The organism is Rhodospirillaceae bacterium (assembly GCA_016722635.1).
Classification (GTDB): Bacteria; Pseudomonadota; Alphaproteobacteria; order JAEUKQ01; family JAEUKQ01; genus JAEUKQ01.
This window is the reverse complement of record JADKIX010000003.1, coordinates 230,805-257,231: the sequence shown is the minus strand read 5'-3', so window position 1 is coordinate 257,231 and position 26,427 is coordinate 230,805. Positions and strand designations below refer to the sequence as shown.

Here is a 26,427-nt window from a genome sequence, read left to right as displayed (position 1 = left end):
ATAATGAATAATTTACCCAAAGCGGTGATTTTTGATTGGGATAATACCTTGGTTGACAGCTGGTTTTTGCTTCATCAAGCCTGGAATGTTACGTTAAAAAAAATGAATTTTCCTGAATGGTCTTTGTCTGAGGTAAAACAAAAAGTTAAAGCTTCCCTAAGGGACTCATTTCCACAATTGTTTGGAGAACATTGGCAAACGGCTCGGGAAATCTTTCATGGATTTTTTGCAGAACATCACTTGAATTATTTAAAACCTATGCCGGGGGCTGAAGATTTATTAAAAGAATTTCATCGCCAAGGATGCTATCTGGCGGTTGTCAGCAATAAAAGCGGAGGGCTTTTAAGAAAAGAGGCCACTGCTTTAGGGTGGAACAAGTATTTCGGAAAAATTATTGGGGCAGGGGACGCTTTAAAAGACAAACCCGCCGTTGAACCGGTCGAAATGGCCTTGCATCCAAGCGGAATTATAAGGGGTAAACAAGTGTGGTTTTTGGGCGACACTGATATTGATATCTCATGTGCGGTTAATGCAGGTTGCAAAGCTATTCTAATTCGTGCCGAAGAACCGTTGGCGCAAGAATTCCTTCAAGAAAAACCGGATTTGTACGTTTCTTCTTGTCAAGAGTTAATGAATTCTCTTAAAACAATGTATTAACTTAAAAGTAATGAATGAGTTATAGTGTTACATATATTCCGGCGGTTAAGGATGAACCCACAAACAAAGCAAAAAACAACAGGGGTAGAAAAAATTATGGCAAACGATAAATCACAAAATGTTCAAGATGTTTTTCTTAATCATATCCGTCGCCAAAAGGTATTGGTGACTATTTTTTTGGCAAGCGGAGTGAAATTGCAAGGGGTAGTCACTTGGTTTGATAATTTTTCGCTGTTGTTACGGCGCGATTCTCAAGTCCAGCTGATTTATAAGCATGCCATTTCAACAATTATGCCAGCGACACCTATCCAGTTGTTTGAGCCAAAAGACAACAGTGACGATGAAGATTAAAGAAAATCATCCCAGCTAAATTTTATCTTAGTTGCGAAAAGCGAAGTCGGTGTTATATGGAATTTTCAAGTGGCTATTAATGCCTTAAAATTTGGCTAAGAAATTGTTTGGTTCGATCCGATTTGGGATTGTTGAAGAAGATTTCAGGTGCGCTCTCTTCAACAATTTCACCAAAATCCATAAAAATGATCCGATCCGCAACGGTTTTTGCGAAACCCATTTCATGGGTAACACAAATCATGGTCATTCCCGTTGCTGCTAACTCACTCATCACATCTAACACTTCCTTAATCATTTCAGGATCAAGGGCTGAGGTTGGTTCGTCAAACAACATTACCTTCGGATTCATACATAGTGCCCGGGCAATGGCTACACGCTGTTGCTGGCCGCCGGAAAGCTGGCCCGGATATTTATGGGCTTGTTCAGGAATTTTTACACGTTCCAAATATTGAAAGGCTAATTTTTCTGCATCGGCTTTGGGCATTTTTTTTACCCATAAAGGGGCCAATGTTAAATTCTCGAGAACTGTTAAATGCGGGAATAAATTAAATTGTTGGAATACCATCCCCACATCTTGTCTGATTTTTTCAATATTTTTTAAATTGCTGGTTAATTCGACATTATTGACGTAAATGTGACCTTTTTGATGTTCCTCCAATCGATTAATGCAGCGGATTAATGTAGATTTACCAGAACCTGACGGGCCGCAAATGACAACTTTTTCGCCTTTATTAATGGTTAAATTAATATTTTTCAAAACATGGAATTGGCCGTACCATTTATTAACACCAATCATTTTAATCATCGGAGGAGGATTAACACTATCCTGCATAATAGGCTGTTGATTCATGTTAGATTCTTTTCTCAAAGTTTTTAGGGTTAGAGCGGTTTAATTGTTTTTCGATATAAAGGCTATACCGTGACATCGCGAAGCAAACGATAAAAAAGATAAAAGCAGTAAAAACATATCCTTCCTTAGAAAGGCCTGCCCAATTCGCATCGCGGGTAGCAGCTTGTGCGATACCCAGCAACTCAAAAATGCCAATTTGGGTTAATAAAGTCGTATCTTTAAATAGGCTAATAAAACTGTTAACGATTCCAGGAATGACGATACGCAAGGCTTGCGGTAAAATAATCAGCCGGTTGATTTTCCAGTATCCTAGGCCCAAAGCATATCATGCTTCATATTGCCCTTTCGGCAAGGCTTGTAATCCGCCCCTGACTATCTCCGCCATATAGGCACCGCCGAAGATGGCAATCCCAATCATTGCCCGTAGCAATTTATCAATCACTAACCCGTCTGGCAAAAATAACGGTAACATAACGGAAGACATGAATAGAACGGTAATAAAGGGAACACCGCGGATAAACTCTATAAATAAAATACACACTGTACGAAGGATGGAGAGATGGGAGCGGCGCCCTAAAGCCAAAATAATGCCAATGGGCAAACTCAAAACAATCCCAACACCGCCAGCAATTAAATTCAACATTAACCCGCCCCACAAACCTGTCTCAACAGGTTTAAGCCCCCAACCGCCGTAAAACAGCCAAAAGACAACAAATGGGCATATCAAAAATAGCGCAATCCCTGCATATTTCCTGCCTGGCATTTTCCTAATCAGTAACCAAGCGGTAAAAAAGAAAAAAAGGATAAAGCCAAAATTAATGCGCCAACGTTCATCTTCTGGATAAAAACCATAGACAAATTGTTGCCAGCGGGTGCTAATCACACTCCAACAAGCCCCATCTGGGTTACAAGCCGCCCGGGATTCAGCAGGTGAAAAGGTCGCGTTAAAAAACAGCCAGTTGAATAACGGCGGCAGGATGAGATAAAGAAAATAAACCAGAATAATCGTTAATAAGCTATTGCCGATTGAGGAAAAAAAATTCTGATGTATCCACCGTCCAACCCTGATGAGAGAGGTTGATTTTTTTGATATGAGATCAGGCGGTAAGGTTGACTGCATTTTTTTTCTTCGAAAAAATCAACGTTCAATAATTGCAAGACGGCGATTATACCAATTCATAAATCCTGATACCAGTAAGCTGATGAAGAGGTAAAACATCATCGTGATCAAAACAATTTCAATCGCCCGGCCCGTTTGATTCAAAGTGGTGCCTGTAAAGACGCTAACTAAATCAGGATAACCAATCGCGACTGCCAGGGACGAGTTCTTAATCAAATTTAAATATTGGTTGGTCAAAGGTGGAATAATAACCCGCATGGCTTGTGGAATAATCACCAGCCGATTAATCCGGTTTTGCTTGAGGCCAAGGGCCTTACCTGCTTCTGTCTGTCCATAATCTACGGATAGAAAGCCTGATCTAACAATTTCAGCTATATAAGCGGACGTATAAAGTGATAAGGCCAAAAATAAGGCAAGAAATTCAGGTGGTAACAAAATACCACCGCTAAAATTAAATCCTTGTAATCTGGGTAGCTGCCATTCCACACGCACCTGTAATAACCAAACACAAGCTAATGGCAAAATAACCATGATGCCGGTGTTGATCCAGCCCACCGGCAACCTTCTTCCGGTTCTTTCCTGATATCTTTTATTCCACCATATCAGTAAAGCGGCTAAAATAATGGCTATAAAAAATACGGCAATAACCCATATGAATTCTTCGGAAGCCTGGGGTTTTGGCAGATAAACTCCGCGCTGGTTTAAAAAGAAAGCCTCCCCAATATGCAGACTGTTGCGAATGTTTGGCAAGGCGGTAATAACCCCGAAATACCAAAAAACACATTGCACCAATAGGGGGGTATTTCTTAAGATTTCGACATAAAAACCGGCAAGCTTGGCGGCCAGGAAATTTTTGGATAACCCCAAAAATCCTATAAAAAATCCTAATAAGGTGGCTGCGATGATTCCTGAAAAAGATACCAGTAGGGTGTTTAAAACACCAACAAGAAAAACCCGACCATAGGTTGAAGATGAGGTATCATAATGTATCAAACTTAAAGAGATATCAAAACCGGCGGGTTGATTCCAAAAACCGAAGCCAACATCCAGCCCAATTCTTGACAAATTATCGTGAGTGTTTTGGATCAGCCAATAAAATGCCGCTATTAAAGCTGCCACCAAGCAAATTTGAAAAAAGATGTTACGATATTTCTGGTTACTTAACACAAAAAATAGCCTTGTTAAAACCTATCTTTATAAAGAAAAATCAACAAATGCCTGGAAAAAATCACAGGCATCTGTTGTTCTTAATCTATTAATCTTTACATGTTTCTAAAGGAATGGCGGGGCATACATTAATCCCCCCTTATTCCACAGGTTATTCAAACCACGCTGTTGGTTTAGGGGGGTACTAACGCCCACATTGCGTTCGAAACTTTCACCATAATTGCCAACCTGCTTAATGATCTGAAAAGCCCAGTCACTGGAAAGATTTAGCATTTTTCCATAGTCACCTTGAACACCAAGCAAACGTTGAATTTCTGGATTAACTGATTGACGCATACTATCAACATTTGTTGATGTTATGCCTAGTTCTTCTGCAATTAACATGGTATTTAGGGTCCAACGTACCACATCTCCCCAAGCATTATCGCCATGGCGGACAACTGGTCCCAATGGTTCTTTGGAAATAACATCCGGAAGGATGATGTGGTCTTTCGGGTTGGCCATGACCGATCTTTCGCCTGCCAATCCTGAACCGTCCGTTGTATAAGCATCGCAACGTCCATCTTGATAAGCCTGCCGTGCTTCTTCGTTTTTGGCGAAAGTCAAGGCTTTCATTCCTAAATTATTTGTCCGGGAATATTGGGTCAGGTTGAATTCAGTAGTTGTACCTGTTTGCACGCAAACGGTGGCACCCTTAAGCTCGGATGCACTTTTGATGCCGGAATTGCTTCGAACCATAAAGCCCTGGCCGTCATAATAATTAACCCCAATAAAATCGAGCTTTAGGTCAACGTCCCTTGAAAAATTCCAAGTCGTATTACGGGCCAATAAATCAACCTCGCTCGATTGTAAAGCGGTAAAACGCTCCTTGGCATTTAAGGATTTATATCTGATTTTGCTTGGATCGCCAAACACAGCTACGGCCACCGCCTTACAAAAATCAATATCAAGCCCTTTCCATGTTCCTTTATCATCGGGGGCTGCAAATCCTGCCAACCCTGTGTTAATACCGCAATTCAGGTAGCCACGTTTTTTAACATCTTCTAACGTACCTGCTGAAGCCGATTGATAGGTTATTGATGCGGTAATAACGCCAATAAATATAGCAGTCAGTGAATGCCTCATATAAGATTCTCCCTTTATTTTGTTATAAAATCGCAGATCACCATCTGCCATTTCTTAATTAATTGCTAAGCATCTTTGTTGATGGGCGAAATTTCGCAATTAAAAATATAGTTATTATTGTCTAATATTGTATTGTTGGTTTATTGTTATCGTCAACCTTTATCATTCGCTATTGGAATTTTAAATAGGATGGTTAAACTTATTCGTATGTGTACGTGGCATAGGGTCATTGTACTGATCGGAATATTTATGATGTGGGATGATGCAGCTTTTGCCCAATCAAAACCACGTTTAACAGTGTTTGCAGCGATTAGCAGCCGTTCGGTTGTCCAGCCTTTATTAAATTTGTTTCAAACAGAAAAAAACGTGGAAGTGCAGGTTTCATATGCTTCTAGCGCTATACTGGCCAAGCAAATTCAGCGCGGGGCTAAAGCGGATATATTTATTTCTGCAGATCAGGATTGGGTTGATTATTTAGAAGGTATGCATCTAATTGTTAAAGAAAATATTAAGCCTTTCCTAGGAAACAAATTGGTTCTTGTTAGCCATCAAACAGATAACACTGTCCCGTTTACTGATATAAGTTTGGTTCATAAATTACTTTCATCAGATGAAAAAATCGCTGTTGGCGACCCCCAAATTGTTCCTTTGGGACGGTATACAAAACAAATGCTAGAAAATTTGAAATTGTCGGAATTGGTTCAATCCCATTTGGTGAAAGCGTTGGATGCACAAGCAACGGTTAAATTAGTTGAAAGAAGGGAAACCAGGTTTGGTTTTGTTTATTTGACAGACGCATCAGCAAATCCAATGCTGAAGATATTATTTATTTTTCCATCATATAGCCATGGCCCTATCATATATCCGGTTGCATTAATAGGCAATCAACCCAGTGCTGATGCGATTGTTTTATATCAATTTTTACGGGAAAAGCGTCATCACCTACTGATTGAGCAGCAAGGTTTTTCTATCCCATGATTTTGACGGAAGCCGAATGGCAAATCATTGCTTTAAGTATTAAGGTTGGATTCTGGAGTTGCATGCTTAATTTGGTTCCAGCTTTCAGCATTGCTTGGGTATTATCAAGAAAGAAATTCTGGGGACGTTTCATCGTGGAAGCTTTAGTTTACCTTCCACTGATTTTACCCCCTGTAGTTGTCGGATATGGACTTTTATGGGTCTTCGGTAACTTTGGGTTACTAGGAGAATGGTTGAACTTATGGTTTGGGTGGGATTTTGTTTTTTCTTGGTATGGTGCTGTTTTGTCATCTGCCATCATGGCATTCCCTTTAATGGTTCGCAGTTTTCGCCTATCAATCGATCATATGGGGTTTGCCTGGGATCAAACAGCCCAGATATTAGGGGCAGGCCGCTTAAGAATATTATTAACCATTGTTTTGCCTTTAATATTGCCGGGAATTTGTGCGGGTGTTTTTTTAGGGTTCGCCAGAAGCCTGGGGGAGTTTGGTGCAACCATTACCTTTGTTGCGAATATTGCCAACCAAACCCAAACCCTGCCTTTAGCAATTTATTCATTAATGCAACAACCAGGCGGTGAAACACTTGCTTGGAGGTTATGTTTATTTTCTTTGGCGATTGCTTTTATAGCTTTAACCGCTTCTGAATATCTGATCAGACGTTGGCATAAACAGTATTTTTTATAAGGATATAGGGGCTTTGGTAGGATGGGTATAGAGGTTGAGCTTTACCACCAAATTAATCAAGATTTTTTATTGGATATCAGTTGTGAGTTGCCTGATGTGCAGGTCATGGGTATTTTTGGAAAATCCGGCAGTGGTAAAACCACCTTATTAAACATGATGGCCGGTCTATTGCGCCCGCAAAAAGGCAAAATAAAAATCAATAATACCGATTGGCTTTGCACGCAGTCTGGCATCAATGTTCCGGTTAGGAAGAGGGGAATTGGTTATGCCTTCCAACATCAACAGCTTTTTCCTCATTTATCGGTAAAATCTAATATATTTTATGCTAAAAGACCGATAGCCAAATGGTTGCCAGAAAATGCTATGAGGGTCATTGAAGAATTAGGGATTTCACATTTACTAGATCGCTTTCCTCATCATCTTTCAGGAGGAGAGAAGCAACGTGTTTCTTTGGCTCGCACCTTAATATCAAGCCAGCAACTGTTATTGCTAGACGAGCCCACCACCGGTCTTGATAAAGGCCGCAAAGAAAACTTCTTTCGTCTTTTTGAACCGTATAAAAAAAATATGATGCCGGATAAAATAATCATTTTTTACGTATCCCATTATTTAGATGAATTGATCCAGATGGCCGACCATCTGATGATTTTAGATCAGGGAAAAGTTGTAGCAGTCGACCAAAAAGCTAAAGTGCTTCAAAAGCACTATCATGTTTTAGGGTTAAAAACTCCCTTAAATTCATTAACGGTTCAGGCTTTATCACACGATATTCAGAATCGGAAAACAATCATACAAATGGGAAACAACCAGCTGATAATCCCTTTGACCCCAGAGTTTTTGTTAAATCAACCCACCCATATTTATATTGAGGGCAGTTTAATCCATCTCCAAAACCCTTTATTCGATTCTAATCCTTTAGTGCCTTTATCTGGTAGTCACCCCATTAAAGGCCAAATAACTAAAATAATTGCTGATTCGCTTGTATGCAGGGTGGATATAAATATTGGCCAACCCCTGTTAGTTCACAACCCATCTGTTTTACAAACAATTATCCCTCGTTACAAAATAGCTGATTGGTCCTTAATTGAGGGGCAACAAGTTCAATTACTAATATCACAAATGATGTTAGAAAATGGCACGATGATATGCTGCTAATTGAGTTGGTGGTTATAAACAGCAGTCCGGGGACATTTTCTTTTTAAAAACAAATGCTGCTTTTTTCAGCATCCAAGAACCTGCAACAAGTAAGGATGAAGTCGTGTCATCGGTATGCTATTGATAAAAAGTTCTTGCTGCCCCAAGAGAATCAATCCGTTTGGTTAAAAAAACAAATGTACCAATAGTTTCCTACATATAACAAAAGAAGGGGGGTAGATTTGGCGTGCCCGGAGGGATTCGAACCCCCGGCCAGCAGCTTAGAAGGCTGCTGCTCTATCCATCTGAGCTACGGGCACTTGAAAATCCATTTTTTAATGTGTCCAGGGCAACCGACGGTCGATCCGAAAATTATCTGCGTAATTTTTGGGCTTTATAATCTTCTTGGGTCCTTCCTCTACTATAAAATCCAGTCCCATATTCTTTGCATAACCTATTGCCTGGTCCAAACTCACAAAAAACATCCTTTGCCACGCTGTCGTATCGGAAGAGCTTGTCCAACCCGTTAAAGGATCAGCAGTTGGCGGTGTTTCAGGGATAATTTCAAGGATCCAGTCCCGTGTGTTGGCCAATCCAGACTGCATAGCGGTTTTTGAAGGTTGAAATATTCTGGCTTTCATTAAATTTGCCTGGTGAATATAGGGTTTGAAATTGGCAATCAAGTTTTTTAAAATGGTCGGGGTGACTGGAATCGAACCAGCGACACCCTGCTCCCAAAGCAGGTACTCTACCAGGCTGAGCTACACCCCGCCAATTCATCAAAGCAAAGTAAGAGAAGTATATCGAAATTGCAAGAACAACTTTAATCATGCCAAGAACTTATGTTTTTAAATTTTGCCTGGTGTTAATTTTATCTTGGTTGATAAAGACTGTTAGCAAATATTTTTTTAGAAATTTTCAGTTATTGCCCTTTTGGAAGCTATCCTTGACAAAGATTATAAAGGTCAATCACAATATAGACAGAGTTTTAGCCGAAATAGTTCTATAGAAAATTATTATTATTCATTTGGCGTTATGTCCTGCTGTTAAACTTGTGTGCTAGGAGATAAGCATGGTAGCTAAACTGATACGGCCGTTTTTCTTAATTACAATTTTGTTTTTTATGGCAATTTTTTCTAACGCCGGTATGACCAGAGTTGGTATGCTTGGTGTAAGTGTTGGAATGGTTTTAGAGCCTCCCCATCTAGATCCAACAGCGGGGGCGGCTGGGGCTATTGATGAGATTGTTTATGCCAATCTTTTTGAAGGGCTGACCAAGATTGACCGTAATGGTCATGTACAGCCATTGTTGGCGAAAAGTTGGACTATCTCTGGGGATGGTAAAGTCTATACTTTTTCTCTGGAGAAAAATGTTAGATTCCATGACAACACTTCTTTCGATGCCAATGATGTGATCTTTAGTTTTGAACGGGCAATGGCCCTAGATAGTGTTAATGCCCAAAAAAATCTTTTTGAGCCGATCCAATCGATGGAAGCCAAAGACCCATATACACTGATTATTCATTTAAAAAGACCAACCGGCGATTTTCTTTATAATCTGGGATGGGGAGATGCGGCTATTGTTGCCAAGGAAAGTTATGAAAACAACAAAATAAGTCCTGTGGGTACAGGGCCTTACCGGTTTGTCCGGTGGGATAAAGGCAATCAAGTTATATTGACCCGGACCTATTTTTACTGGGGAACAAAACCTTCAATTGACCAGGTTACATTTAAATTTATTTCGGATCCAACAGCTGCCATGATTGCGATGCAATCAGGGGATATTGATGCTTTCCCCAATTTCCCTGCCCCCGAACTTTTATCAAAATTACAAAAAGATCCAAAGTTTAAAGTGGTAATTGGGACGACAGAAGGGGAAACTATTTTAGCGATTAATAATCGACGCCCGCCCTTAAATAATAAAATAATTCGTCAAGCGATTTGCCATGCCATTGATCGCCAATCTATTATTGATGGAGCTATGTTCGGCTATGGCACACCTATTGGCAGCCACTTTGCCCCCCATCATCCGGCTTATATCGATTTAACCAAACAAAACCAGTATAATCCGGCTTTGGCAAAGAAATTACTATCAGAAGCCGGTTATAAACCCGGAGAATTGGCTTTGGTAATCAAACTGCCTCCACCGTCCTACGCCCGCCGCGGCGGGGAGATTGCGGCCGCACAACTGCAAAAAGCAGGCTTTAAAATTGATTTGATCCCGGTTGAATGGGCGCAGTGGTTAGATGACGTTTTCCGCCGCAAGGATTTTGATTTAACCATCATTTCTCATACCGAACCCCTCGATATCAATATTTACGCAAGGCTGGATTACTATTTCGGGTATGATAATCCTGCTTTTAAAGATATAATTAACTTGGTTGCCCAAACCACATCGGATGAGAAAAAAATCCCCCTGTATCAATCTGCTCAAAAGATGTTGGCAGATGATTCTGTCAATTGTTTCTTATTCCAGCTTGCAAAACATGGGGTTTGGAATGCCCAGTTGGGTGGGATGTGGGAAAACAGCCCCATCCAAGCAAACGATATGACAGAAGTTTTTTGGGACCTAAGATAAAAGTCCATTTTGGTGACCAATGAATGTGATAACTGTTATCTTCAGAAATCTGCTTTACTTGCTCATCATATCCTGGGTGCTCTTTTTGATTTTTAACCTATTGCCTGGCGATTCCGCCAGTTTTGTTTTAGGTGTGGAGGCCAGCCCAGAGACATTGCATGCCTTGCAGCAGCAAATGGGATTGGATCTACCCATTTTAGAGCGTTATGTGTATTGGCTTTCCCATTTTTTTGTAGGCAATTGGGGTTTCAGCTATATTACCCAATCCTCGGTGGCTGCCCTTATTGGCGATAAAATCCTGGTTAGTTTTTTATTGGCGTTATATGCGATGATCATAGCTTTAATCATCAGTCTCCCTTTATCGATCCTCTCGGCTGCAAAGGTAGGCAAAGTAGGAGGACACCTAGTTAATATTTGGGGCCATATTACCCTTTCTATCCCTAGTTTCTGGTTGGGATTTATGTTAATTATTTTCTTTTCCTTTGACTGGGGTATTTTCCCTGCTTCAGCCAGTTTAACAGGAAAAGACGGCTTCATAAATGGACTTTACAAGTTTTTTCTGCCAGCAATGGCCTTGGCTATCCCTCAAAGTTCCGCAATTTTAAAGTTGTTGCGCGCCTCACTGATCGCCACACAAAAACAGGCCTATATTGTTACCGCTAAATCAAAAGGGTTAAGCGATATCCAAATTCTATATAGGCATCGTCTTGTTAATGCCTTGCCTGCGGTGGTAACCAATATGGGGGGGCAGTTTTCTTTATTATTGGTTGGTGGAATTATTGTTGAAAATTTATTTCGTATTCCAGGAATTGGCCGTCAACTACTGTCCTCTGTCGAGCAGCGGGATATCCCAGTCATTCAAGCTATTCTCGTGGTTTTAGTCGCGATGACTTTAATAGCCAACTTTCTTTCGGCTTTATGTAACCATTGGATTGATCCGCGGCCTTCACATATGTTGGAAAAATGAAATTAGTTCGGTCAGCCGGTTTTTTTTTAAGTGTCTTTTTTATTATGGTGGCGGTGATTGCAACTTTTTGGTTGCCAACCGATATCTTGGATTACGAGATACACGATCGCTTGCAAGCCCCCAATTCTTTTCATTTCTTGGGGACGGATCACCTGGGAAGAGATATACTATCCATGTTAATGGCAGGCACAACCAATTCTCTAGGTATTGCGATCGTTGCTGTTTTGCTTGGATCATCTATCGGTTTTTTTTTAGCGTTGCTAATGTGGGTTTGGCAGATTTCATGGTTAAACCGCACAATATTTTATTTAAGTGATAGCTTATTAGCATTTCCAGCTTTATTAACAGCCTTGATCTTGGCAACCTTTTATCGGCCGGGAATTCTTAATGTCATTATTGCGATTGCTTTATATAACATTCCTATCTTTATCCGGTTAACTGATACAACCCTCCGCACCGTCAGTAAAAACACTTATATTAAGGCTGCTTTTGCCATGGGGCAGAGACGCTTTGGAATGTTGCGGAAACACATGATGCACAGCTTAGCGGCTCTTTGGGTGGTGCAAATCGCCGTACAAATTAGTTTTGCTTTGCTGGCTGAGGCAGGATTAAGTTATCTAGGGTTTGGTATTACGTATCCGCAAACCAGCTGGGGCAAGATGTTATTTGATGGGCAAACTTTTATTGAGGATTATCCTTGGCTTGTGATTTGGCCTGGCTTATGTATGACATTAGCCGTTTTAGGATTCCAATTATTAGGCGAGTGGTTGCGAAAGAATCTTGATATTCCTTCGTGAATATTTTAATGTGCGGACTTTATTGGGGCAAACAATTATGATGATTGTCATGGCGGTTGATTGGTGATAATAAGCACGAAATAATGATCGAAGGATAGTTATAATAATGAACAAAACTGCCACAGAAAATACATTCACGCCTATTATGCGCCGGGGGTTGATGCTGGTTTTGTCCTCACCCTCAGGGGCTGGAAAAACGACCGTTTCCCGGATGCTTCTGGAAAAAAACAGTAATTTGGAAATGTCGGTTTCGGTAACGACCAGGCCACGCCGTCCTCAAGAGAAGGCTGGGGCAGATTATCATTTTATTGATTTGACTGCATTTAATAAAAAAATCGAACAACAAGAATTATTGGAATATGCTAAAGTTTTTGGCCATTACTATGGAACTCCCAAGGATACAGTGGTGCAGGCGCTGCATAAAGGACGCGATGTTTTATTCGATATCGATTGGCAAGGTACCCAACAATTATCTGAAAAAGCCCGTAGTGATCTGGTAAGTATTTTCATTCTGCCGCCATCGACCAGGGAATTAGAGCGTCGCTTGAAAGCTAGGGCGCAGGACAGCCTGGAGGAAGTAGCCAGGCGAATGGCTAAGGCAGCCGATGAAATGAGCCACTGGGCTGAATATGATTATATTGTTGTCAACCACGATGTGGAAAAAAGTGTGCGTGAGGTGCAGGCGATTCTTGAGGCTGAGCGGTTGCGTCGGGAGCGTCAAATCGGTTTGCACGAATTTGTGAAGGGTCTAAGAGAAGGGCGTTAGAATTTTACGTTTGAAATCATAGGGGCGAATAATGGGTTCTCCATCAAATAAAAAAACGGTGTTACCAGCGGTAGATATTCTACAGGAAAGACAGCAAATGTGGAAGAATTTTACTAAATTTAGTGTGTATGTGGCGGCTGTTGTTATTGTGCTGCTTGGTTTAATGCGTATTTTTCTTATTCATTAACGGTACTGAAATAAAAAAGGCCAAATAAAAAATTGGCCTTTTGCTTATTTCAAGCGCTAATTTTTTAGCTAATAATTTCTGTGCCACTAAAGAAAAAGACGATTTCTTGCTTGGCAGCCTCTAGTGAATCTGATCCATGAACTGAATTTGCCTCAATAGATTCGGCAAAATCTTTACGGATGGTGCCAGCCTCCGCTTGAGATGGATTGGTAGCCCCCATAATCTTACGGTTTAAAGCAACTGCATTTAACCCTTCTAAAACTTGCAGAACAACTGGGCCACTGGTCATAAAATCAACTAAACTTTTAAAAAAAGGCCGACTGCGATGGGCTTCGTAAAATTTCTCTGCTTGATTTTTGCTAAGCAAAAAACGTTTTTGAGCAACGATTTTTAACCCCGCTTCTTCAAAGCGCGCATTGATTTTTCCCGTTAAATTACGGCGGGTTGCATCTGGTTTTATAATTGATAAAGTTCTTTCCGTCATCATTTTTATTCCATAACATAAATTAAGCCCGAAGGGGCAGTAAGGCTAATGGACAAAGGTAACGTCGCTGATTAGCAATTTGAAACATTTCAAACTGCAGGATTTACCTACTAAAAAGCAAAAAAAGTCAAGGAATAATTAACGAAGAACCCACTAACAATGGTTGGTGGGTATTAAGAATATTTTAATGATGCCAACAATCAATGACTGCTTGCGTAATATTTTTCAATAAACTGAAGTACAACTCTGGACTAGTATCAATATTGGCTCCGATTGGATCCAACATGCCAATCTTTACATTGGTTTTGGGGGTGCTTAAAATTCCTGCTAATTTTTGATTATTGAATTGAGGTTCTTGAAAAATACATATTTGAGGGTAAGCAGAAATTTTGTCTAAAATGTCGCGCAGACGTTTAATGCTCAAAGCTTCGCCTGGCGTTAAGGTTACCGAACCTACCACACTTAAATGATAACGTTTTTCAAAATATTGATAGGCGTCATGTGCAACTAAAATAGGCTTGCCTTGGTAGGGTGCTAAATTTTTGGTGATTACTTGGTCGATTGCATCCAAACGGATTTTTAATTTATCTAAATTCTTGGTGTAAACGGATTGATTTTTGGGATCCATGACTACCAATTGATTGCTAATGTAAGTCGCAATTATTTTGGCGTTTTGGGGATCAAGCCAAAGATGTCCATCGATTGTTTCTTGGCTTCATTATCATGAATACAGGCATCATTATGGTTTTCATCTAACTCATGATGATCCATTTCTTCCGCATGATCGGCATGATGATCATCTTCTTGGCAGTGATCATGTTGATCCCAAACCCCTCCCTGACGTAACGAAAAAAGACTGAGGCCAGGGATATCTTGGACTTTAATGATGATTTGTGTATGGCGGGCATTTTTGACGTATGAATACATAAATGGGTCAATCGTATTTCCTACCCAGATAACAAGTTGGGCTTGCTCCAATTTCCGTATATCTGATGGTTTTAGGTAATATTCATGTTCTGATAAAAAACCGTCAACAATAACCTGGGGTTCTTTTATCCCCTGCATGAGGAAGGAAATTAAAGAATGAATCGGTTTAATACTTATAACTACATTTGGTGGATTTTGCCCGTAAGTTGGGTTGTTTAATAACGCTATTCCTATAAAAATAGTAAAAATAAATTTTAATGCCAACTTTTTAACCATCCTTGCTCCTAATCAGACTGTAAGATAAAGACAAAAAACAATTTACTATTGATATCTATAGTAATGTTATGTTATAACGTAACAATATCGAATTGGAAGTCAATAAAAAGTGTAACAATATGTGACAGATAGAACATAACCACCTTGATTGTATCGCCAAAGCCTTGCTACAAGCTGAAAATATCTGCCATGCAGCAGGTGAACAATTAACCCCGCTTCGTCAAAGAATACTACAAATGGTGTGGGGTAGCCACAAGCCAGTGACTGCTTATGAGGTTTTGAGTGAGCTTGCAAAAACTCAAAAGAATGCGGCACCCCCAACTGTTTATAGAGCTTTGGATTTTTTAGAAAAACGTGGCTTAATCCACAAATTAGAAAGTTTGAAGGCTTTTATAGGATGTATCGAACCAACAAGAAATCACACGGGATGCTTTCTTATTTGTAAAAAATGCCGATCTGTTCAGGAAAAACTAAGTTTTGACAGTGCTGCTTTTTGTAAGAAAATTACTCAAAACGATGATTTTAAAGTGGAATCGTGGGTGGTTGAGATAGAAGGATTATGCGTTTCATGTCAGTAAAAGATGAATTGTCTATCCCCCTATTAAGCGCTACTGATGTTCAGTATTCTAGGCAAAATCAAGTGATTTTAGAAAATATTAACCTCACAATTGAAAAAGGTCAGATTACCACCATTATTGGCCCAAATGGGGCTGGAAAATCAACCTTGATCAAGTTGTTCTTAAATATTTTAAAGCCCGATAAAGGATATATCCACCAACCTAAAAATTTAAAATTAGGATACATGCCCCAGCATTTTTCGATCAGCCCTTTCATGCCGATTTCCGTCAGATATTTTTTGAATTTATATTATTCTGCTGATCCTTTTTACAATTTTGCTTCGCTCATCAATTTTATGAAGATCGAAGAACTATTACCAAAGCAGATGCGTTATCTCTCAGGCGGGGAAAAACAACGGGTTCTTTTGGCTCGTGCCTTAATGAATAAACCAGATATCCTTATCCTTGATGAACCAACCGCTAATTTAGATATACAAGGTCAAGCTGAATTTTATGACTGGCTTGAGGGCATTCGCCATGAATTTGGTTGTGCGATTATTTTGGTATCGCATGATTTACACTGGGTTATGGCCAGTTCAGATCAAATTATCTGCCTTAATCGACATATTTGCTGCTTTGGTCACCCCACGATTGTTCGCCAACATGAGGATTTTCAAAATTTATTTGGCACTTCTTGGCAACAAAAAATGGGTTTTTATGAACATCACCATGACCATCATCATCAATAACAAATATTTTAGGACAGGCGTATGGTAGGCGATTTTTTTATGCGGGCGTTGCTGTGTGGAATTGCCATCGCCCTCATGGCGGGTCCGATGGGTTGCTTTGTTATATGGCGGCGCATGTCGTATTTTGGGGAAACGCTTTCGCATGCCACGTTGCTGGGCATAGCTTTGGCTGTGATGATACAGCAAAATTTATATGTAGGCATAGGCATCGTTTTAGTGGTTATCGTGGTTGTCTTAGCAATCTTAGAACGGCTGGAAAATTTTCCGCTAGATACAATCCTGGGGGTCATAAGTCATATTTGTCTGGCAGCAGGAATTGTAATTTTTAGTGTCACCAATTATCGACAGTATGGGGCAGATTTACAAAATATTTTATTTGGTGAAATTCTAACCGTTTCTTGGGGCGACGTCCTCAGTACTGCTGTTTCAAGCTTATTGGTCGTGATGGGGGTACTATTTTGTTGGAAACGTTTTATCATGGTAACGCTTCACCCGGAAATAGCCTTGACTAGCGGTATTTCTGTATTCCGAACCAATATATGGTTTTTGTTATTTTTGGCATGCGGTATTGCCTTATCTGTTAAAATTATCGGTGTTTTATTAGTTATCGCTTTATTGTTAATCCCTGCAACAGTTGCAAGATTGTTTAGCTCTTCTCCTATTAAGATGGCCTTGATGGCTTCTTTTATAGGTAGTTTGGCGGTGACAGGTGGGTTGTTGTTAACATTTTATTACGATACCCCTGCTGGCCCAACCATTATTTTAGCGGCCGCGGCTATTTTACTTACGGCTGTGGCTATCAGAAAAATAAAGGGGTTGCAGTAATTCTACTCATTCGCACTGCGAACAGAATTGGGTAATTTTTTCACAGGCCTCAGCTAATGCAGTATCTGAGGTGGCGTAAGAAATACGAAAATAAGGGCTTAGGCCGAATGCTGCGCCGGGCACAACGGCAACGCGAGCATGAGCTAGAAATAAGGAAGCCAGATCACTATCATTGGTGATCAAATAATTTCCTTTAAATTTTTTACCAATTAATCCCTGGCAAGATACGTATACGTAAAAGGCGCCATCAGGGGTTAAACAAGATAATCCAGGTGTTTTATTAATTTTATCTGCCACAAAATCCCGGCGTTTTTTAAAAGTTTGCCGAAATGGCTTAATAAAATCTTGTGGCCCATTCAAGGCAGCCACCGCTGCCGCTTGACTGATAGAGGAAGGGTTTGATGTGCTTTGCGATTGGATCATGGCCATTGCTTGGATCAAAGCTGTTTGGCCGCCTGCATAGCCAATGCGCCAACCTGTCATGCAATAGGTTTTGCTGACACCGTTCATTGTTAGGGTGCGGTGATAAAGATCAGGCGCAATTTGCGCGATGGTTAGGAAAGGTTGGTCATTGTAAATGAGATGTTCATAGATATCATCGGATAAAACATGAACATGCCGATTCTTTTTAGTTAATAATATGTCAGCAATTTCTTTAAGTTCTTGGCGGTTATAAAGGGTGCCTGAGGGATTGCAAGGACTATTCAAAATCAGCCATTTGGTTTTTGAAGTGATAGCCTGATCCAATTGTTGAGGGGTTATCTTGAAATGTTTAAAAGAATTGGTTTCTAAGAATACGGGCACCCCCTCAGCTAACCTAACCATATCTGGGTAAGAAACCCAGTAGGGGCTAGGGATGATAACCTGATCACCTGGATTAATGGTAGCCATGAAGGCGTTATAAATAATTTGTTTGCCGCCAGTTCCCACGGATATTTGATTGTTTTGATATACCAAGCCATTTTCGCGCTTAAATTTTGCAGCGATGGCGGATTTCAAAGCGGGTGTACCATCGACAGCCGTATATTTTGTTTGTCCTTGCCTGATTGCCGTCATGGCAGCTTCTTTGATAAAATCGGGCGTATCAAAGTCGGGTTCGCCGGTGCTTAAATTTAATATTTTCACTCCCGCCGCTTGCAAAGCCATCGCTTGTTGGGCAATAGCTAAGGTCGGTGAAGGTTTGACATTATTTAACCGTGAAGATAACTCAATTGGTAGGTGATCCAAGGCCATGATTGATCAAAAAAATGATAGGAATTTATGATGTATTGCCCTAATATCCTACTAATTCCGTGGCAAAAGAAAAGATAATTTTATTAAAGCAGAGTTTTATAGGGTGTGATCCATCATGATAGCGGTTGACGGGTTTTTTATTGCGGGAATAATAGGTCTATTTTTCGGCGCATTTTGGGCAGGTTACGGCCTCCGCACGCGGTTCGAATTAAAATCCTGGATGATAACCCTTAATAATATTTTGAAAGGCCTTAATTATCAAGCGATCGTCGCGTCTAAGAAAAAAACTTCTATCAATTCAGGGTTTGCTAATACATCCCAAGAGTTTACGGTAAAGTCTGTCAAGTCTATCCTTGTAAAACCCTTATTACCAATGGCTGAAAGAGAAAAAGCGCAATCGAAAGTATTTTCTTCCTTTTGGATTGAAGTGGATTTACTGCAGCGGAAGATTATTCAGGTGGATGAAAAGCTGCAATTCAATAAATATTTATTTCAGCAACCTTTAGAAATTATCCTGCTTCCTTATTTGAATAATCATTCTAATACTCCAATTTTTATTAATCTATTAAATGACAAGCAGCAAAAAATAACGATTATCGCTTTGCATGCCCCCGCAGATGTCTTCAATCAACAGAACGCAAAGTTCAATTTATTAGTTTTTCAAGGTGTTGAGGCAGAACAATTCAACTATTTTCAGCAAGAATTATTAAAGTTTATTCAGGAGTTGCCAATTGGGGTAGGGGTTTTAAGCGAGCAAGCACAATTTGTTCAGGCCAATCAAAAATTGGAACAACAGATATATAGAACAGCAACTTCACTTGAAGAAAAAGCCTTAGGTGATCTTTCAATTTTTGAAGATGAACGGCAAATTGAAAAGAATTTTCAAGAAGCCCTAAATAATCACCAGACCCAATACATTGCCGAAACCAAATGGAAGACGAATAAAGGGCAAACTAGTCAACTGATCTTGCAACCATGGCCTTGGTTTAATTTTGTTATTCTTTATGCTTTAGATATTACCTTGCAACGGCGGTTGGAAAGCCAAGTCAATCAGTCCCAAAAAATGCAGGCAATCGGGCAGCTTGCAGGTGGAATCGCTCATGACTTTAATAACTTGTTAACCGCCATGATAGGATTTTGTGATTTGTTGTTAATTCGTCACCGGCCGGGCGATCAATCATTTGCAGATATTATGCAAATTAAACAAAATTCGCATCGTGCAGCTAATCTGGTTAGGCAATTATTAGCCTTTTCAAGGCAGCAGAATTTACAACCAAAGGTTTTAGTCCTGACGGATTTGCTTGCAGAACTATCACATTTGCTCAAAAGGTTAATCGGTGCAAATGTGGAATTGGATATTATTCACGGACAAAATCTTTTCTCTATAAAGGCAGATCCCACGCAGTTGGAGCAAGTCATTATTAATTTAGCAGTTAATGCCCGTGATGCCATGCCATCTGGCGGCAAGTTATTAATCACTACCCAAAATCGAACGTTAGATCACGAAATAAATGTGAACAATGAAACGATCCCTAGTGGAGATTACGTTTTGCTTAGCATTGAAGATAATGGTACCGGCATATCATCTGAAATTATGGACCGTATTTTCGACCCATTTTTTTCTACAAAGGAAATCGGCAAGGGTACGGGTCTTGGGCTATCGACGGTTTATGGTATTATTAAACAAACAAAAGGGTATATTTTCGTTGAAAGCGCCTTAGGTAAGGGAACTGTATTTTATATTTATTTGCCAAAATATCAGGCAGAACAAAATATAAAAGAAATCAACGATAACGATTTGGCAGCCAGCAAGATTGAGGATTTAACAGGGGTTGGAAACATTTTACTTGTTGAAGATGAAGACGCTGTCAGAATTTTTAGCGCCCGTGCTTTAAGAAACAAAGGATACCAGGTTATTGAGGCTAGAAGCGGGGAAGCCGCTTTAGAAATTATTAAACAACAAGTAGCGCCCATTGATTTACTTGTAAGCGATGTCATGATGCCACAAATGGATGGTCCTACCTTGATTAGAGAAGCACATAAAATTATCCCGGATCTCAAAGTTATCTTTATATCTGGTTATGCGGAAGATTCATTTCGTCAAAGATTACAAAATGATCAAGGTATCCAGTTTCTTCCAAAACCGTTTAGCCTGAAGCAATTGGCCGAAAAAGTCCAAAATGTGTTAAAGACAAAACGTTAAATTTCACTTGCAAGGATGGACAAACAATATAGAGTGATAATACATAAAAAAATGTAGGATTTCATTATAAAAAGGGAAGCATTTCTATGTCCAGCCCAGCTCGTTCCGCTGATCGCGATACAGGTGATAAAACCAAGGCCGTTGATCGCGATGCGTCTGATAAAACCAAGGCTCTTGATGCGGCTTTAAGCCAGATTGAAAGGGCGTTTGGCAAGGGTTCAATTATGCGATTGGGCCAAAATGGTAAAATTGTGGAAACTGAAGTTATTTCAAGCGGTTCTTTGGGCCTTGATATCGCTTTAGGTATTGGGGGTATGCCGCGTGGGCGTATTATTGAAATTTATGGCCCGGAAAGCTCTGGGAAAACGACATTGGCTTTGCATGTGATTGCAGAAGCCCAGAAAGTTGGTGGGGCTTGTGCTTTTATTGATGCGGAGCATGCCTTGGATCCTTCATATGCCCAGAAACTGGGTGTTAATATAAGGGAGTTATTGATATCCCAACCAGATGCTGGCGAGCAAGCCTTAGAAATCGTTGATACCCTGGTACGATCTGGTGCAATTGATGTGTTGGTTGTCGACAGCGTTGCGGCCCTTGTACCAAAGGCAGAATTAGAAGGTGAGATGGGGGATTCCCACATGGGGTTGCAAGCGCGGTTAATGAGCCAAGCTTTACGAAAACTAACATCATCCATTTCCCGCTCGCGTTGCATGGTAATTTTTATCAATCAAATCCGCATGAAAATTGGGGTTATGTTTGGAAATCCGGAAACGACCACAGGTGGGAATGCCCTGAAATTTTATGCCTCGATAAGGTTAGACATTAGGCGTATTGGATCCATTAAAGATAAAGATACGGTGGTTGGCAACCAAACCCGAGTCAAAGTGGTAAAAAATAAGCTTGCCCCCCCTTTCCGTGTAGTGGATTTTGATATCATGTACGGTGAGGGAGTGTCAAAAATGGGTGAATTAGTGGATTTGGGTGTCGCCGCGCAAGTGGTAGAAAAATCAGGCACTTGGTTTTCTTATAAAACCCAACGTATTGGCCAGGGTCGTGAAAATGCCAAACAATTTTTACGCACCCATCCCGAGGTCGCTCAAGCAATCGAACAGGCCATTAGACAAAATACCGGCGTTCTTGCGGGTGCTTTAATCGATGGGGCGGCTGCCGGTGGTGATGGTGAATAAACGCTAGCAGATTTTTCTGATCATATATTCCTCGTTCGCAGCTTGTTAGGATTGGCGCTCACATGTTTCGTACAAATGAAATTCGGAAAACTTTCTTAGATTTTTTTAAAAGGGAAGGGCATGAGATTGTTTCTTCCAGTTCTCTAGTCCCTAATAATGATCCAACCCTTTTATTTACGAATTCCGGGATGGTTCAATTTAAGAATATGTTTACCGGTTTAGAAAAAAGGCCTTATGTGAGGGCGTCAACCGCGCAAAAATGTTTGCGAGCAGGGGGTAAGCATAACGATTTAGAAAATGTGGGATATACGGCGCGCCACCACACATTTTTTGAAATGTTAGGCAATTTTTCTTTTGGTGATTATTTTAAAGAAAGAGCGATCGAATTGGCTTGGCGTTTAATTACCCAAGAATTTGGCATATCAAAAGAAAAACTGTTGGTAACAGTATATGCAGATGATGAGGAAGCTTTTAAGCTTTGGCAAAAAATCGCCGGGTTATCCCCGAGTAAAATTATTAAAATTGCTACTCAGGATAATTTCTGGTCGATGGGTGAGCTTGGTCCCTGCGGGCCATGTACCGAAATATTTTATGATCATGGCGCTGGTATTGCCGGTGGACCACCAGGCAGTCCGAATGCGGATGGTGATCGTTTTATCGAAATATGGAACCTGGTATTTATGCAATTTGAGCAGGTATCCAAAGATAAAAGGGTTAATTTACCAAAACCATCCATTGATACGGGAATGGGTTTGGAACGGCTGACCGCCTTACTGCAAGGTAAGCATGATAATTATGATATTGATACCATGCAGGCGCTTATTGCAGCCTCTGTCGAATTTTCAAATCAGCCTGCAATTGGCGAAGCCAAATTCTCCCACCGAGTAATTGCGGATCATTTGCGCGCTTGTAGCTTTTTAATTGCTGAGGGTGTTTTACCGGCGAATGAGGGGCGCGGATATGTCTTGCGCCGTATTATGCGGCGAGCGATGCGCCATGCCCATAAATTAAACCCAAAGGATCCGTTTTTCTGGAAATTAGTTCCAAGTTTAATTAATGAAATGGGACAATCTTATCCGGAATTAGGACGAGCTGGCGATTTAGTGATTCAAACATTGCGTGTGGAGGAAGATCGTTTCCGGCAAACCTTAGAAAAAGGCCTGAAACTGCTCGATGAGGAAACAAAAAAAATAAAAAACAAAGAACTGTCCGGAGCGGTCGCTTTTAAACTTTATGACACCTACGGTTTTCCGCTTGATTTAACCCAAGATATTCTGCGGGGCCAAGGTGTTAAAATTGAAACAGCTGGTTTTAATAAAGCCATGGAAGAACAGCGGCAAGCGGCAAGAAAGGCGTGGTCTGGTTCCGGCCAAGAAAAAACCGCTCAAATATGGTTTGACTTGCATCAACAATTGGGATCCACCGAATTTCTTGGCTATGCAACTGATAAAGCTGAGGCCAGGGTTCTAGCTATTTTAAAACAAGGTCAATTAATTGATGAAGCCAAAGCTGGTGATGAAATTGCCGTCATCGCCAACCAAACCCCTTTTTATGGAGAATCAGGCGGACAAATGGGGGATCAGGGTCACTTGGTTTCCGAAAACAATTGCCGAATGGATATAACCGACACATTAAAACCTTTGGGGTTATTGGTTGTTCATTATGGTAAGATTAAAGGCGGTCAACTGAAGGTTCAGGATTATGTCACGCTAGAAATTGATCAAAAGCGTCGTAAATGCTTGCGTTCTAGTCATTCAGCCACCCATTTACTGCATGCGGCCTTGCGTCGTTTTTTGGGTACCCAGGTCACTCAAAAAGGTTCTTTAGTTGCCCCAGATCGTTTACGGTTTGATTTCAGTTTTAATCGTGCGTTAACGCCGCAGGAAATTGATACAATTGAAGGCGATATCAATGAAAAGATTCGTCAGAATCTGTCGGTTGAAACGCGACAAATGACCATGAAACAGGCAGTTGAGGCAGGAGCAATGGCCCTATTTGGAGAAAAATATGGCGATGAAGTCCGAGTGGTTTCGATGGATCAAGCCAATCAACCACAAATCTCTGTGGAACTTTGCGGGGGTACGCATGTCCAACGTACGGGTGATATTGGATTTTTCAAAATTATTTCCGAAACAGCGGTAGCGGCGGGGATTCGGCGGATAGAATCTTTGGTCGGCCAACAAGCAGAACTGTTCGTTCGGGAACAACTGAAATTGCTTCAGCAGGTGTCTCAGACTTTAAACACGAAGGCCTCTGAATTGCCTGAGCGTATAGTCGAATTATTGGATAATAGAAAAAAATTAGAAATTCAATTGTCACAAGCGAGGCGCCAAACCGGAACGAATGCCTCAACCGACAGCACTATGGAAGTAAAAGGGATAAAAATACTCACGAAAATCCTTCAAGAAGTGCCAGCTAAAGAGTTAAAAGGAATCGCCGATAGCTTACGTGCATCCTTGTCTTCTGGTATTATTGTGGTGATATCGGAAGAGTCTAATACAACTTCTTTAGTGGTGGCAGTGACCAATGACCTTATTCAAAAAATTGATGCAGTTAAATTGGTCAAGGTTGGCGCTGAAATATTGGGCGGTAAGGGTGGGGGGGGAAGGCCTGATATGGCCCAAGCAGGCGGCCCTGAAAAAGGAAAAACAACCTACATACTACAAGCGATTCAGCAAGCCATCTAGATTTCCATCAAATAACTAGAAGATTTTTTACTACCTCCCTGGTCTTATCGAGAAACTCTTATAAGACCAGGGAGTGTTTTATTTCCTAGCGTAAAGCTAATTTTAAGTTTTGGTCTAACTTATCAAGAAATTGGGTGGTGGTTAACCATTTCTGGTTAGGGCTAATTAACAGGGCCAAATCTTTTGTCATATGACCTGCTTCAACCGTACTTACACAAATCTTTTCTAAAGTTTCTGCAAAGTTCTGTAGGTCGGGTGTTTTATCAAATTGCCCCCGATACCAAAGGCCGCGGGTCCAAGCATAAATGGAAGCAATCGGATTGGTGGATGTTTCTTTGCCTTTTTGGTGTTCCCGGTAATGACGGGTAACCGTGCCGTGAGCGGCCTCAGCTTCAACGGTTTTACCGTCAGGCGATAATAAAACGGACGTCATTAAACCAAGTGAGCCGAACCCTTGAGCTACAGTATCGGATTGGACATCGCCATCATAATTTTTGCAGGCCCAAACAAAGCCACCATTCCATTTTAAAGCGCTGGCGACCATATCGTCAATTAAACGGTGTTCATAGGTAATGTTCTTTTCTTGGAATTTTTTGGCAAACTCCTTATCGAAAATTTCTTGGAAAATGTCTTTAAAACGCCCATCATAAACTTTTAAGATAGTGTTTTTGGTCGACAAATAAACGGGCCAACCTAGGCTAAGCCCATAGTTTAAGCATGCTCTGGCAAAGCCCTTGATTGAATCATCCAAATTATACATTCCTAAAGCAACCCCGGCACTTGGAAAATCAAAAATAGGATAATCGACGGTTTTTGACCCGTTTGCTGGTTCAAAACGTAAGGAAAGCTTACCAGCACCTGGAATCATGATATCGGTTGCGCGGTATTGATCGCCGAAAGCATGACGGCCTATAACTATGGGCTGTGTCCAACCGGGGACTAATCTTGGGACATTTTGGCAGATAATGGGTTGTCTGAAAACTGTGCCGTCCAAAATATTGCGGATGGTGCCGTTCGGTGATTTCCACATTTTTTTTAAATTGAATTCTTTAACGCGGGCTTCGTCCGGTGTAATCGTGGCACATTTAACACCGACATTATATTTTTTGATAGCTATGGCGGCGTCAATAGTTACCTGATCAGCGGTTTTATCACGGTTTTCCATGCCTAAATCAAAATATTTAAGGTCAATATCTAAATAGGGTAAAATTAATTTCTCGCGAATAAATTTCCAGATGATGCGAGTCATCTCATCGCCGTCTAATTCAACTATCGGCTGCAGGACTTTTATCTTTTTCATTCTAACTCCTTGGGTTTCTAACATAAATTGTATGACTTGTTTTTAATAGAATAATTATTTTTTAATATGCTGAATGTCTTAATTAGATCATTTCTTCGGGATTTTCTATAATTGTAAAAAGTTGACGATTGATGGGATTAACAAAACCTTGATTAATCAAATGATCAATTGTTTTGATAAGAGGTTGCCAGAATTTAGCGATATTTAATAAAAAAATCCGTTTTTGATGTAACCCTAGCTGCTTCCACGTTAATACTTCAAATAACTCATCCAATGTACCAAAACCACCAGGTAAAACTACGATGCTATCAGATAAATTGAACATCATTTCTTTGCGTTGATGCATATTGGGCACTATTCTTAATTCCGTCAAATGGGCGTGGGCAACTTCAATGCCAGATAAATGTTTAGGCATAACACCAATCACTTTCCCCCCATATTGTAAGGCGGCATCCGCAATAATACCCATCAACCCAACTTTCGCGCCCCCATAAACCAGTTGAATATTTCTTTCCGCCAGTAACTTGCCAAAAGAATAAGCAAATTTAGCATATATAGGATCGGTGCCACTGGAGGCCCCGCAAAATAAACATATAGATCGTGGGATAAAGTCTTGTGAAAATAATTGTTGCATGC

General features: G+C 40.5%; 26 protein-coding genes, 2 tRNA genes and 1 pseudogene. 16 read left to right on the top strand and 13 right to left on the bottom strand.

Features of this window, described 5'->3' with window-relative positions:
* A complete protein-coding gene (locus tag IPP67_01550; GenBank protein MBL0337886.1) occupies positions 1–657 on the top strand; it encodes an HAD family hydrolase in 657 nt (218 codons plus the stop codon).
* A 96-nt stretch (positions 658–753) separates the two neighbouring features.
* On the top strand, positions 754–1,008 hold the full coding sequence (hfq, locus tag IPP67_01545) for an RNA chaperone Hfq (GenBank protein ID MBL0337885.1): 255 nt from the start codon (positions 754–756) through the stop codon (positions 1,006–1,008).
* 76 nt (positions 1,009–1,084) lie between these two features.
* Here hfq and IPP67_01540 read toward each other — a convergent pair whose 3' ends face one another.
* The 4 genes and pseudogenes from IPP67_01540 to IPP67_01525 form a co-directional block, all read right to left on the bottom strand.
* Complete coding sequence (locus tag IPP67_01540) at positions 1,085–1,813, bottom strand: amino acid ABC transporter ATP-binding protein (GenBank protein MBL0337884.1); 729 nt, start codon at positions 1,811–1,813, stop codon at positions 1,085–1,087.
* A gap of 46 nt (positions 1,814–1,859) precedes the next feature.
* Positions 1,860–2,978 (bottom strand): annotated as a pseudogene (locus IPP67_01535) (amino acid ABC transporter permease).
* Between the two features lie 18 nt (positions 2,979–2,996).
* Positions 2,997–4,145 (bottom strand): ABC transporter permease subunit, encoded by a 1,149-nt coding sequence (locus IPP67_01530; protein ID MBL0337883.1) that lies wholly within the window; start codon positions 4,143–4,145, stop codon positions 2,997–2,999.
* A 105-nt stretch (positions 4,146–4,250) separates the two neighbouring features.
* Complete coding sequence (locus IPP67_01525; GenBank protein ID MBL0337882.1) at positions 4,251–5,270, bottom strand: amino acid ABC transporter substrate-binding protein; 1,020 nt, start codon at positions 5,268–5,270, stop codon at positions 4,251–4,253.
* Positions 5,271–5,519: 249 nt separating this feature from the next.
* On the opposite strand from IPP67_01525, the gene modA reads away from it, so the two are divergent.
* The 3 genes from modA to IPP67_01510 are packed head-to-tail and all read left to right on the top strand — an operon-like array spanning position 5,520 to position 8,089.
* Positions 5,520–6,248, top strand: coding sequence for a molybdate ABC transporter substrate-binding protein (gene modA / locus IPP67_01520; protein MBL0337881.1), 729 nt, complete (start codon positions 5,520–5,522; stop codon positions 6,246–6,248).
* Positions 6,245–6,934: a molybdate ABC transporter permease subunit gene (gene modB / locus IPP67_01515; GenBank protein ID MBL0337880.1), complete on the top strand. Its 690-nt coding sequence runs from the start codon at positions 6,245–6,247 to the stop codon at positions 6,932–6,934. The genes modA and modB overlap by 4 nt, the downstream gene beginning before the upstream one ends.
* Before the next feature lie 21 nt (positions 6,935–6,955).
* A complete protein-coding gene (locus tag IPP67_01510) occupies positions 6,956–8,089 on the top strand; it encodes an ATP-binding cassette domain-containing protein (protein ID MBL0337879.1) in 1,134 nt (377 codons plus the stop codon).
* Positions 8,090–8,311: 222 nt separating this feature from the next.
* On the opposite strand, the gene IPP67_01505 is transcribed toward IPP67_01510, so the two are convergent.
* The 3 genes from IPP67_01505 to IPP67_01495 form a co-directional block, all read right to left on the bottom strand.
* Positions 8,312–8,388, bottom strand: a tRNA-Arg gene (locus IPP67_01505).
* Between the two features lie 15 nt (positions 8,389–8,403).
* Positions 8,404–8,709: an ETC complex I subunit gene (locus IPP67_01500; GenBank protein ID MBL0337878.1), complete on the bottom strand. Its 306-nt coding sequence runs from the start codon at positions 8,707–8,709 to the stop codon at positions 8,404–8,406.
* A gap of 53 nt (positions 8,710–8,762) precedes the next feature.
* Positions 8,763–8,839: transfer RNA gene (locus IPP67_01495), tRNA-Pro, on the bottom strand.
* A 352-nt stretch (positions 8,840–9,191) separates the two neighbouring features.
* On the opposite strand from IPP67_01495, the gene IPP67_01490 reads away from it, so the two are divergent.
* The 5 genes from IPP67_01490 (at position 9,192) to IPP67_01470 (ending at position 13,363) form a co-directional block, all read left to right on the top strand.
* The gene (locus tag IPP67_01490) at positions 9,192–10,646 is read left to right on the top strand and encodes an ABC transporter substrate-binding protein (GenBank protein ID MBL0337877.1); all 1,455 of its coding nucleotides are present in this window, start codon (positions 9,192–9,194) and stop codon (positions 10,644–10,646) included.
* A gap of 85 nt (positions 10,647–10,731) precedes the next feature.
* Positions 10,732–11,613: an ABC transporter permease gene (locus IPP67_01485; protein MBL0337876.1), complete on the top strand. Its 882-nt coding sequence runs from the start codon at positions 10,732–10,734 to the stop codon at positions 11,611–11,613.
* Entirely contained in the window at positions 11,610–12,410 is an 801-nt protein-coding gene (locus tag IPP67_01480; protein MBL0337875.1) for an ABC transporter permease, read from the top strand. The genes IPP67_01485 and IPP67_01480 overlap by 4 nt, the downstream gene beginning before the upstream one ends.
* A 106-nt stretch (positions 12,411–12,516) precedes the next feature.
* Positions 12,517–13,176, top strand: a complete 660-nt coding sequence (gene gmk, locus IPP67_01475) for a guanylate kinase (protein ID MBL0337874.1) — start codon at positions 12,517–12,519, stop codon at positions 13,174–13,176.
* A 31-nt stretch (positions 13,177–13,207) separates the two neighbouring features.
* The gene (locus IPP67_01470) at positions 13,208–13,363 is read left to right on the top strand and encodes an aa3-type cytochrome c oxidase subunit IV (GenBank protein ID MBL0337873.1); all 156 of its coding nucleotides are present in this window, start codon (positions 13,208–13,210) and stop codon (positions 13,361–13,363) included.
* Between the two features lie 64 nt (positions 13,364–13,427).
* Here the strand turns inward: IPP67_01470 and ndk are convergent, their stop codons facing one another.
* The 3 genes from ndk to IPP67_01455 all read right to left on the bottom strand — a co-directional run bounded on the left by ndk (position 13,428) and on the right by IPP67_01455 (position 15,050).
* Complete coding sequence (gene ndk, locus IPP67_01465) at positions 13,428–13,850, bottom strand: nucleoside-diphosphate kinase (protein ID MBL0337872.1); 423 nt, start codon at positions 13,848–13,850, stop codon at positions 13,428–13,430.
* Positions 13,851–14,031: 181 nt separating this feature from the next.
* Positions 14,032–14,550, bottom strand: a complete 519-nt coding sequence (locus tag IPP67_01460) for a zinc ABC transporter substrate-binding protein (protein MBL0337871.1) — start codon at positions 14,548–14,550, stop codon at positions 14,032–14,034.
* The gene (locus tag IPP67_01455; GenBank protein MBL0337870.1) at positions 14,508–15,050 is read right to left on the bottom strand and encodes a zinc ABC transporter substrate-binding protein; all 543 of its coding nucleotides are present in this window, start codon (positions 15,048–15,050) and stop codon (positions 14,508–14,510) included. Before IPP67_01455 ends, IPP67_01460 begins: the two co-directional genes overlap by 43 nt.
* A gap of 164 nt (positions 15,051–15,214) precedes the next feature.
* On the opposite strand from IPP67_01455, the gene IPP67_01450 reads away from it, so the two are divergent.
* From IPP67_01450 to IPP67_01440, 3 genes are read left to right on the top strand one after another with little or no spacing between them, the layout of a single operon-like run.
* Positions 15,215–15,628 carry a transcriptional repressor gene (locus IPP67_01450; GenBank protein MBL0337869.1) on the top strand — a complete coding sequence of 138 codons (414 nt, stop codon included), beginning with the start codon at positions 15,215–15,217 and terminating at the stop codon, positions 15,626–15,628.
* Complete coding sequence (locus tag IPP67_01445) at positions 15,619–16,356, top strand: metal ABC transporter ATP-binding protein (protein ID MBL0337868.1); 738 nt, start codon at positions 15,619–15,621, stop codon at positions 16,354–16,356. Before IPP67_01450 ends, IPP67_01445 begins: the two co-directional genes overlap by 10 nt.
* A 21-nt stretch (positions 16,357–16,377) precedes the next feature.
* Positions 16,378–17,181 (top strand): metal ABC transporter permease, encoded by an 804-nt coding sequence (locus IPP67_01440; protein MBL0337867.1) that lies wholly within the window; start codon positions 16,378–16,380, stop codon positions 17,179–17,181.
* Positions 17,182–17,187: 6 nt separating this feature from the next.
* Here the strand turns inward: IPP67_01440 and IPP67_01435 are convergent, their stop codons facing one another.
* On the bottom strand, positions 17,188–18,414 hold the full coding sequence (locus IPP67_01435) for a pyridoxal phosphate-dependent aminotransferase (protein ID MBL0337866.1): 1,227 nt from the start codon (positions 18,412–18,414) through the stop codon (positions 17,188–17,190).
* Between the two features lie 115 nt (positions 18,415–18,529).
* Between IPP67_01435 and IPP67_01430 the strand changes: the two genes are divergently transcribed.
* The 3 genes from IPP67_01430 (at position 18,530) to alaS (ending at position 24,491) form a co-directional block, all read left to right on the top strand.
* On the top strand, positions 18,530–20,617 hold the full coding sequence (locus tag IPP67_01430) for a response regulator (GenBank protein ID MBL0337865.1): 2,088 nt from the start codon (positions 18,530–18,532) through the stop codon (positions 20,615–20,617).
* Positions 20,618–20,703: 86 nt separating this feature from the next.
* On the top strand, positions 20,704–21,804 hold the full coding sequence (gene recA, locus IPP67_01425; protein MBL0337864.1) for a recombinase RecA: 1,101 nt from the start codon (positions 20,704–20,706) through the stop codon (positions 21,802–21,804).
* 62 nt (positions 21,805–21,866) lie between these two features.
* Entirely contained in the window at positions 21,867–24,491 is a 2,625-nt protein-coding gene (gene alaS, locus IPP67_01420) for an alanine--tRNA ligase (protein ID MBL0337863.1), read from the top strand.
* Positions 24,492–24,576: 85 nt separating this feature from the next.
* On the opposite strand, the gene IPP67_01415 is transcribed toward alaS, so the two are convergent.
* Positions 24,577–25,791 carry an NADP-dependent isocitrate dehydrogenase gene (locus IPP67_01415; protein ID MBL0337862.1) on the bottom strand — a complete coding sequence of 405 codons (1,215 nt, stop codon included), beginning with the start codon at positions 25,789–25,791 and terminating at the stop codon, positions 24,577–24,579.
* 82 nt (positions 25,792–25,873) lie between these two features.
* Positions 25,874–26,425, bottom strand: coding sequence for a TIGR00730 family Rossman fold protein (locus IPP67_01410; protein ID MBL0337861.1), 552 nt, complete (start codon positions 26,423–26,425; stop codon positions 25,874–25,876).
* Positions 26,426–26,427: the final 2 nt, after the last annotated feature.

Excerpts from the sequence above, each read along its gene's own strand:
- hfq (MBL0337885.1), top strand. The coding sequence starts at position 754 with ATGGCAAACGATAAATCACAAAATGTTCAAGATGTTTTTCTTAATCAT.
- IPP67_01415 (MBL0337862.1), bottom strand. The coding sequence starts at position 25,791 with ATGAAAAAGATAAAAGTCCTGCAGCCGATAGTTGAATTAGACGGCGAT.
- modB (MBL0337880.1), top strand. The coding sequence starts at position 6,245 with ATGATTTTGACGGAAGCCGAATGGCAAATCATTGCTTTAAGTATTAAG.
- IPP67_01540 (MBL0337884.1), bottom strand. The coding sequence starts at position 1,813 with ATGATTAAAATGATTGGTGTTAATAAATGGTACGGCCAATTCCATGTT.
- IPP67_01480 (MBL0337875.1), top strand. The coding sequence starts at position 11,610 with ATGAAATTAGTTCGGTCAGCCGGTTTTTTTTTAAGTGTCTTTTTTATT.
- IPP67_01430 (MBL0337865.1), top strand. The coding sequence starts at position 18,530 with ATGATAGCGGTTGACGGGTTTTTTATTGCGGGAATAATAGGTCTATTT.
- IPP67_01455 (MBL0337870.1), bottom strand. The coding sequence starts at position 15,050 with ATGGTTAAAAAGTTGGCATTAAAATTTATTTTTACTATTTTTATAGGA.
- IPP67_01435 (MBL0337866.1), bottom strand. The coding sequence starts at position 18,414 with ATGGCCTTGGATCACCTACCAATTGAGTTATCTTCACGGTTAAATAAT.
- alaS (MBL0337863.1), top strand. The coding sequence starts at position 21,867 with ATGTTTCGTACAAATGAAATTCGGAAAACTTTCTTAGATTTTTTTAAA.
- IPP67_01440 (MBL0337867.1), top strand. The coding sequence starts at position 16,378 with ATGGTAGGCGATTTTTTTATGCGGGCGTTGCTGTGTGGAATTGCCATC.
- IPP67_01490 (MBL0337877.1), top strand. The coding sequence starts at position 9,192 with ATGGCAATTTTTTCTAACGCCGGTATGACCAGAGTTGGTATGCTTGGT.
- ndk (MBL0337872.1), bottom strand. The coding sequence starts at position 13,850 with ATGATGACGGAAAGAACTTTATCAATTATAAAACCAGATGCAACCCGC.
- IPP67_01410 (MBL0337861.1), bottom strand. The coding sequence starts at position 26,425 with ATGCAACAATTATTTTCACAAGACTTTATCCCACGATCTATATGTTTA.
- gmk (MBL0337874.1), top strand. The coding sequence starts at position 12,517 with ATGAACAAAACTGCCACAGAAAATACATTCACGCCTATTATGCGCCGG.
- IPP67_01500 (MBL0337878.1), bottom strand. The coding sequence starts at position 8,709 with ATGAAAGCCAGAATATTTCAACCTTCAAAAACCGCTATGCAGTCTGGA.
- modA (MBL0337881.1), top strand. The coding sequence starts at position 5,520 with ATGATGTGGGATGATGCAGCTTTTGCCCAATCAAAACCACGTTTAACA.
- IPP67_01445 (MBL0337868.1), top strand. The coding sequence starts at position 15,619 with ATGTCAGTAAAAGATGAATTGTCTATCCCCCTATTAAGCGCTACTGAT.
- recA (MBL0337864.1), top strand. The coding sequence starts at position 20,704 with ATGTCCAGCCCAGCTCGTTCCGCTGATCGCGATACAGGTGATAAAACC.
- IPP67_01510 (MBL0337879.1), top strand. The coding sequence starts at position 6,956 with ATGGGTATAGAGGTTGAGCTTTACCACCAAATTAATCAAGATTTTTTA.
- IPP67_01470 (MBL0337873.1), top strand. The coding sequence starts at position 13,208 with ATGGGTTCTCCATCAAATAAAAAAACGGTGTTACCAGCGGTAGATATT.
- IPP67_01525 (MBL0337882.1), bottom strand. The coding sequence starts at position 5,270 with ATGAGGCATTCACTGACTGCTATATTTATTGGCGTTATTACCGCATCA.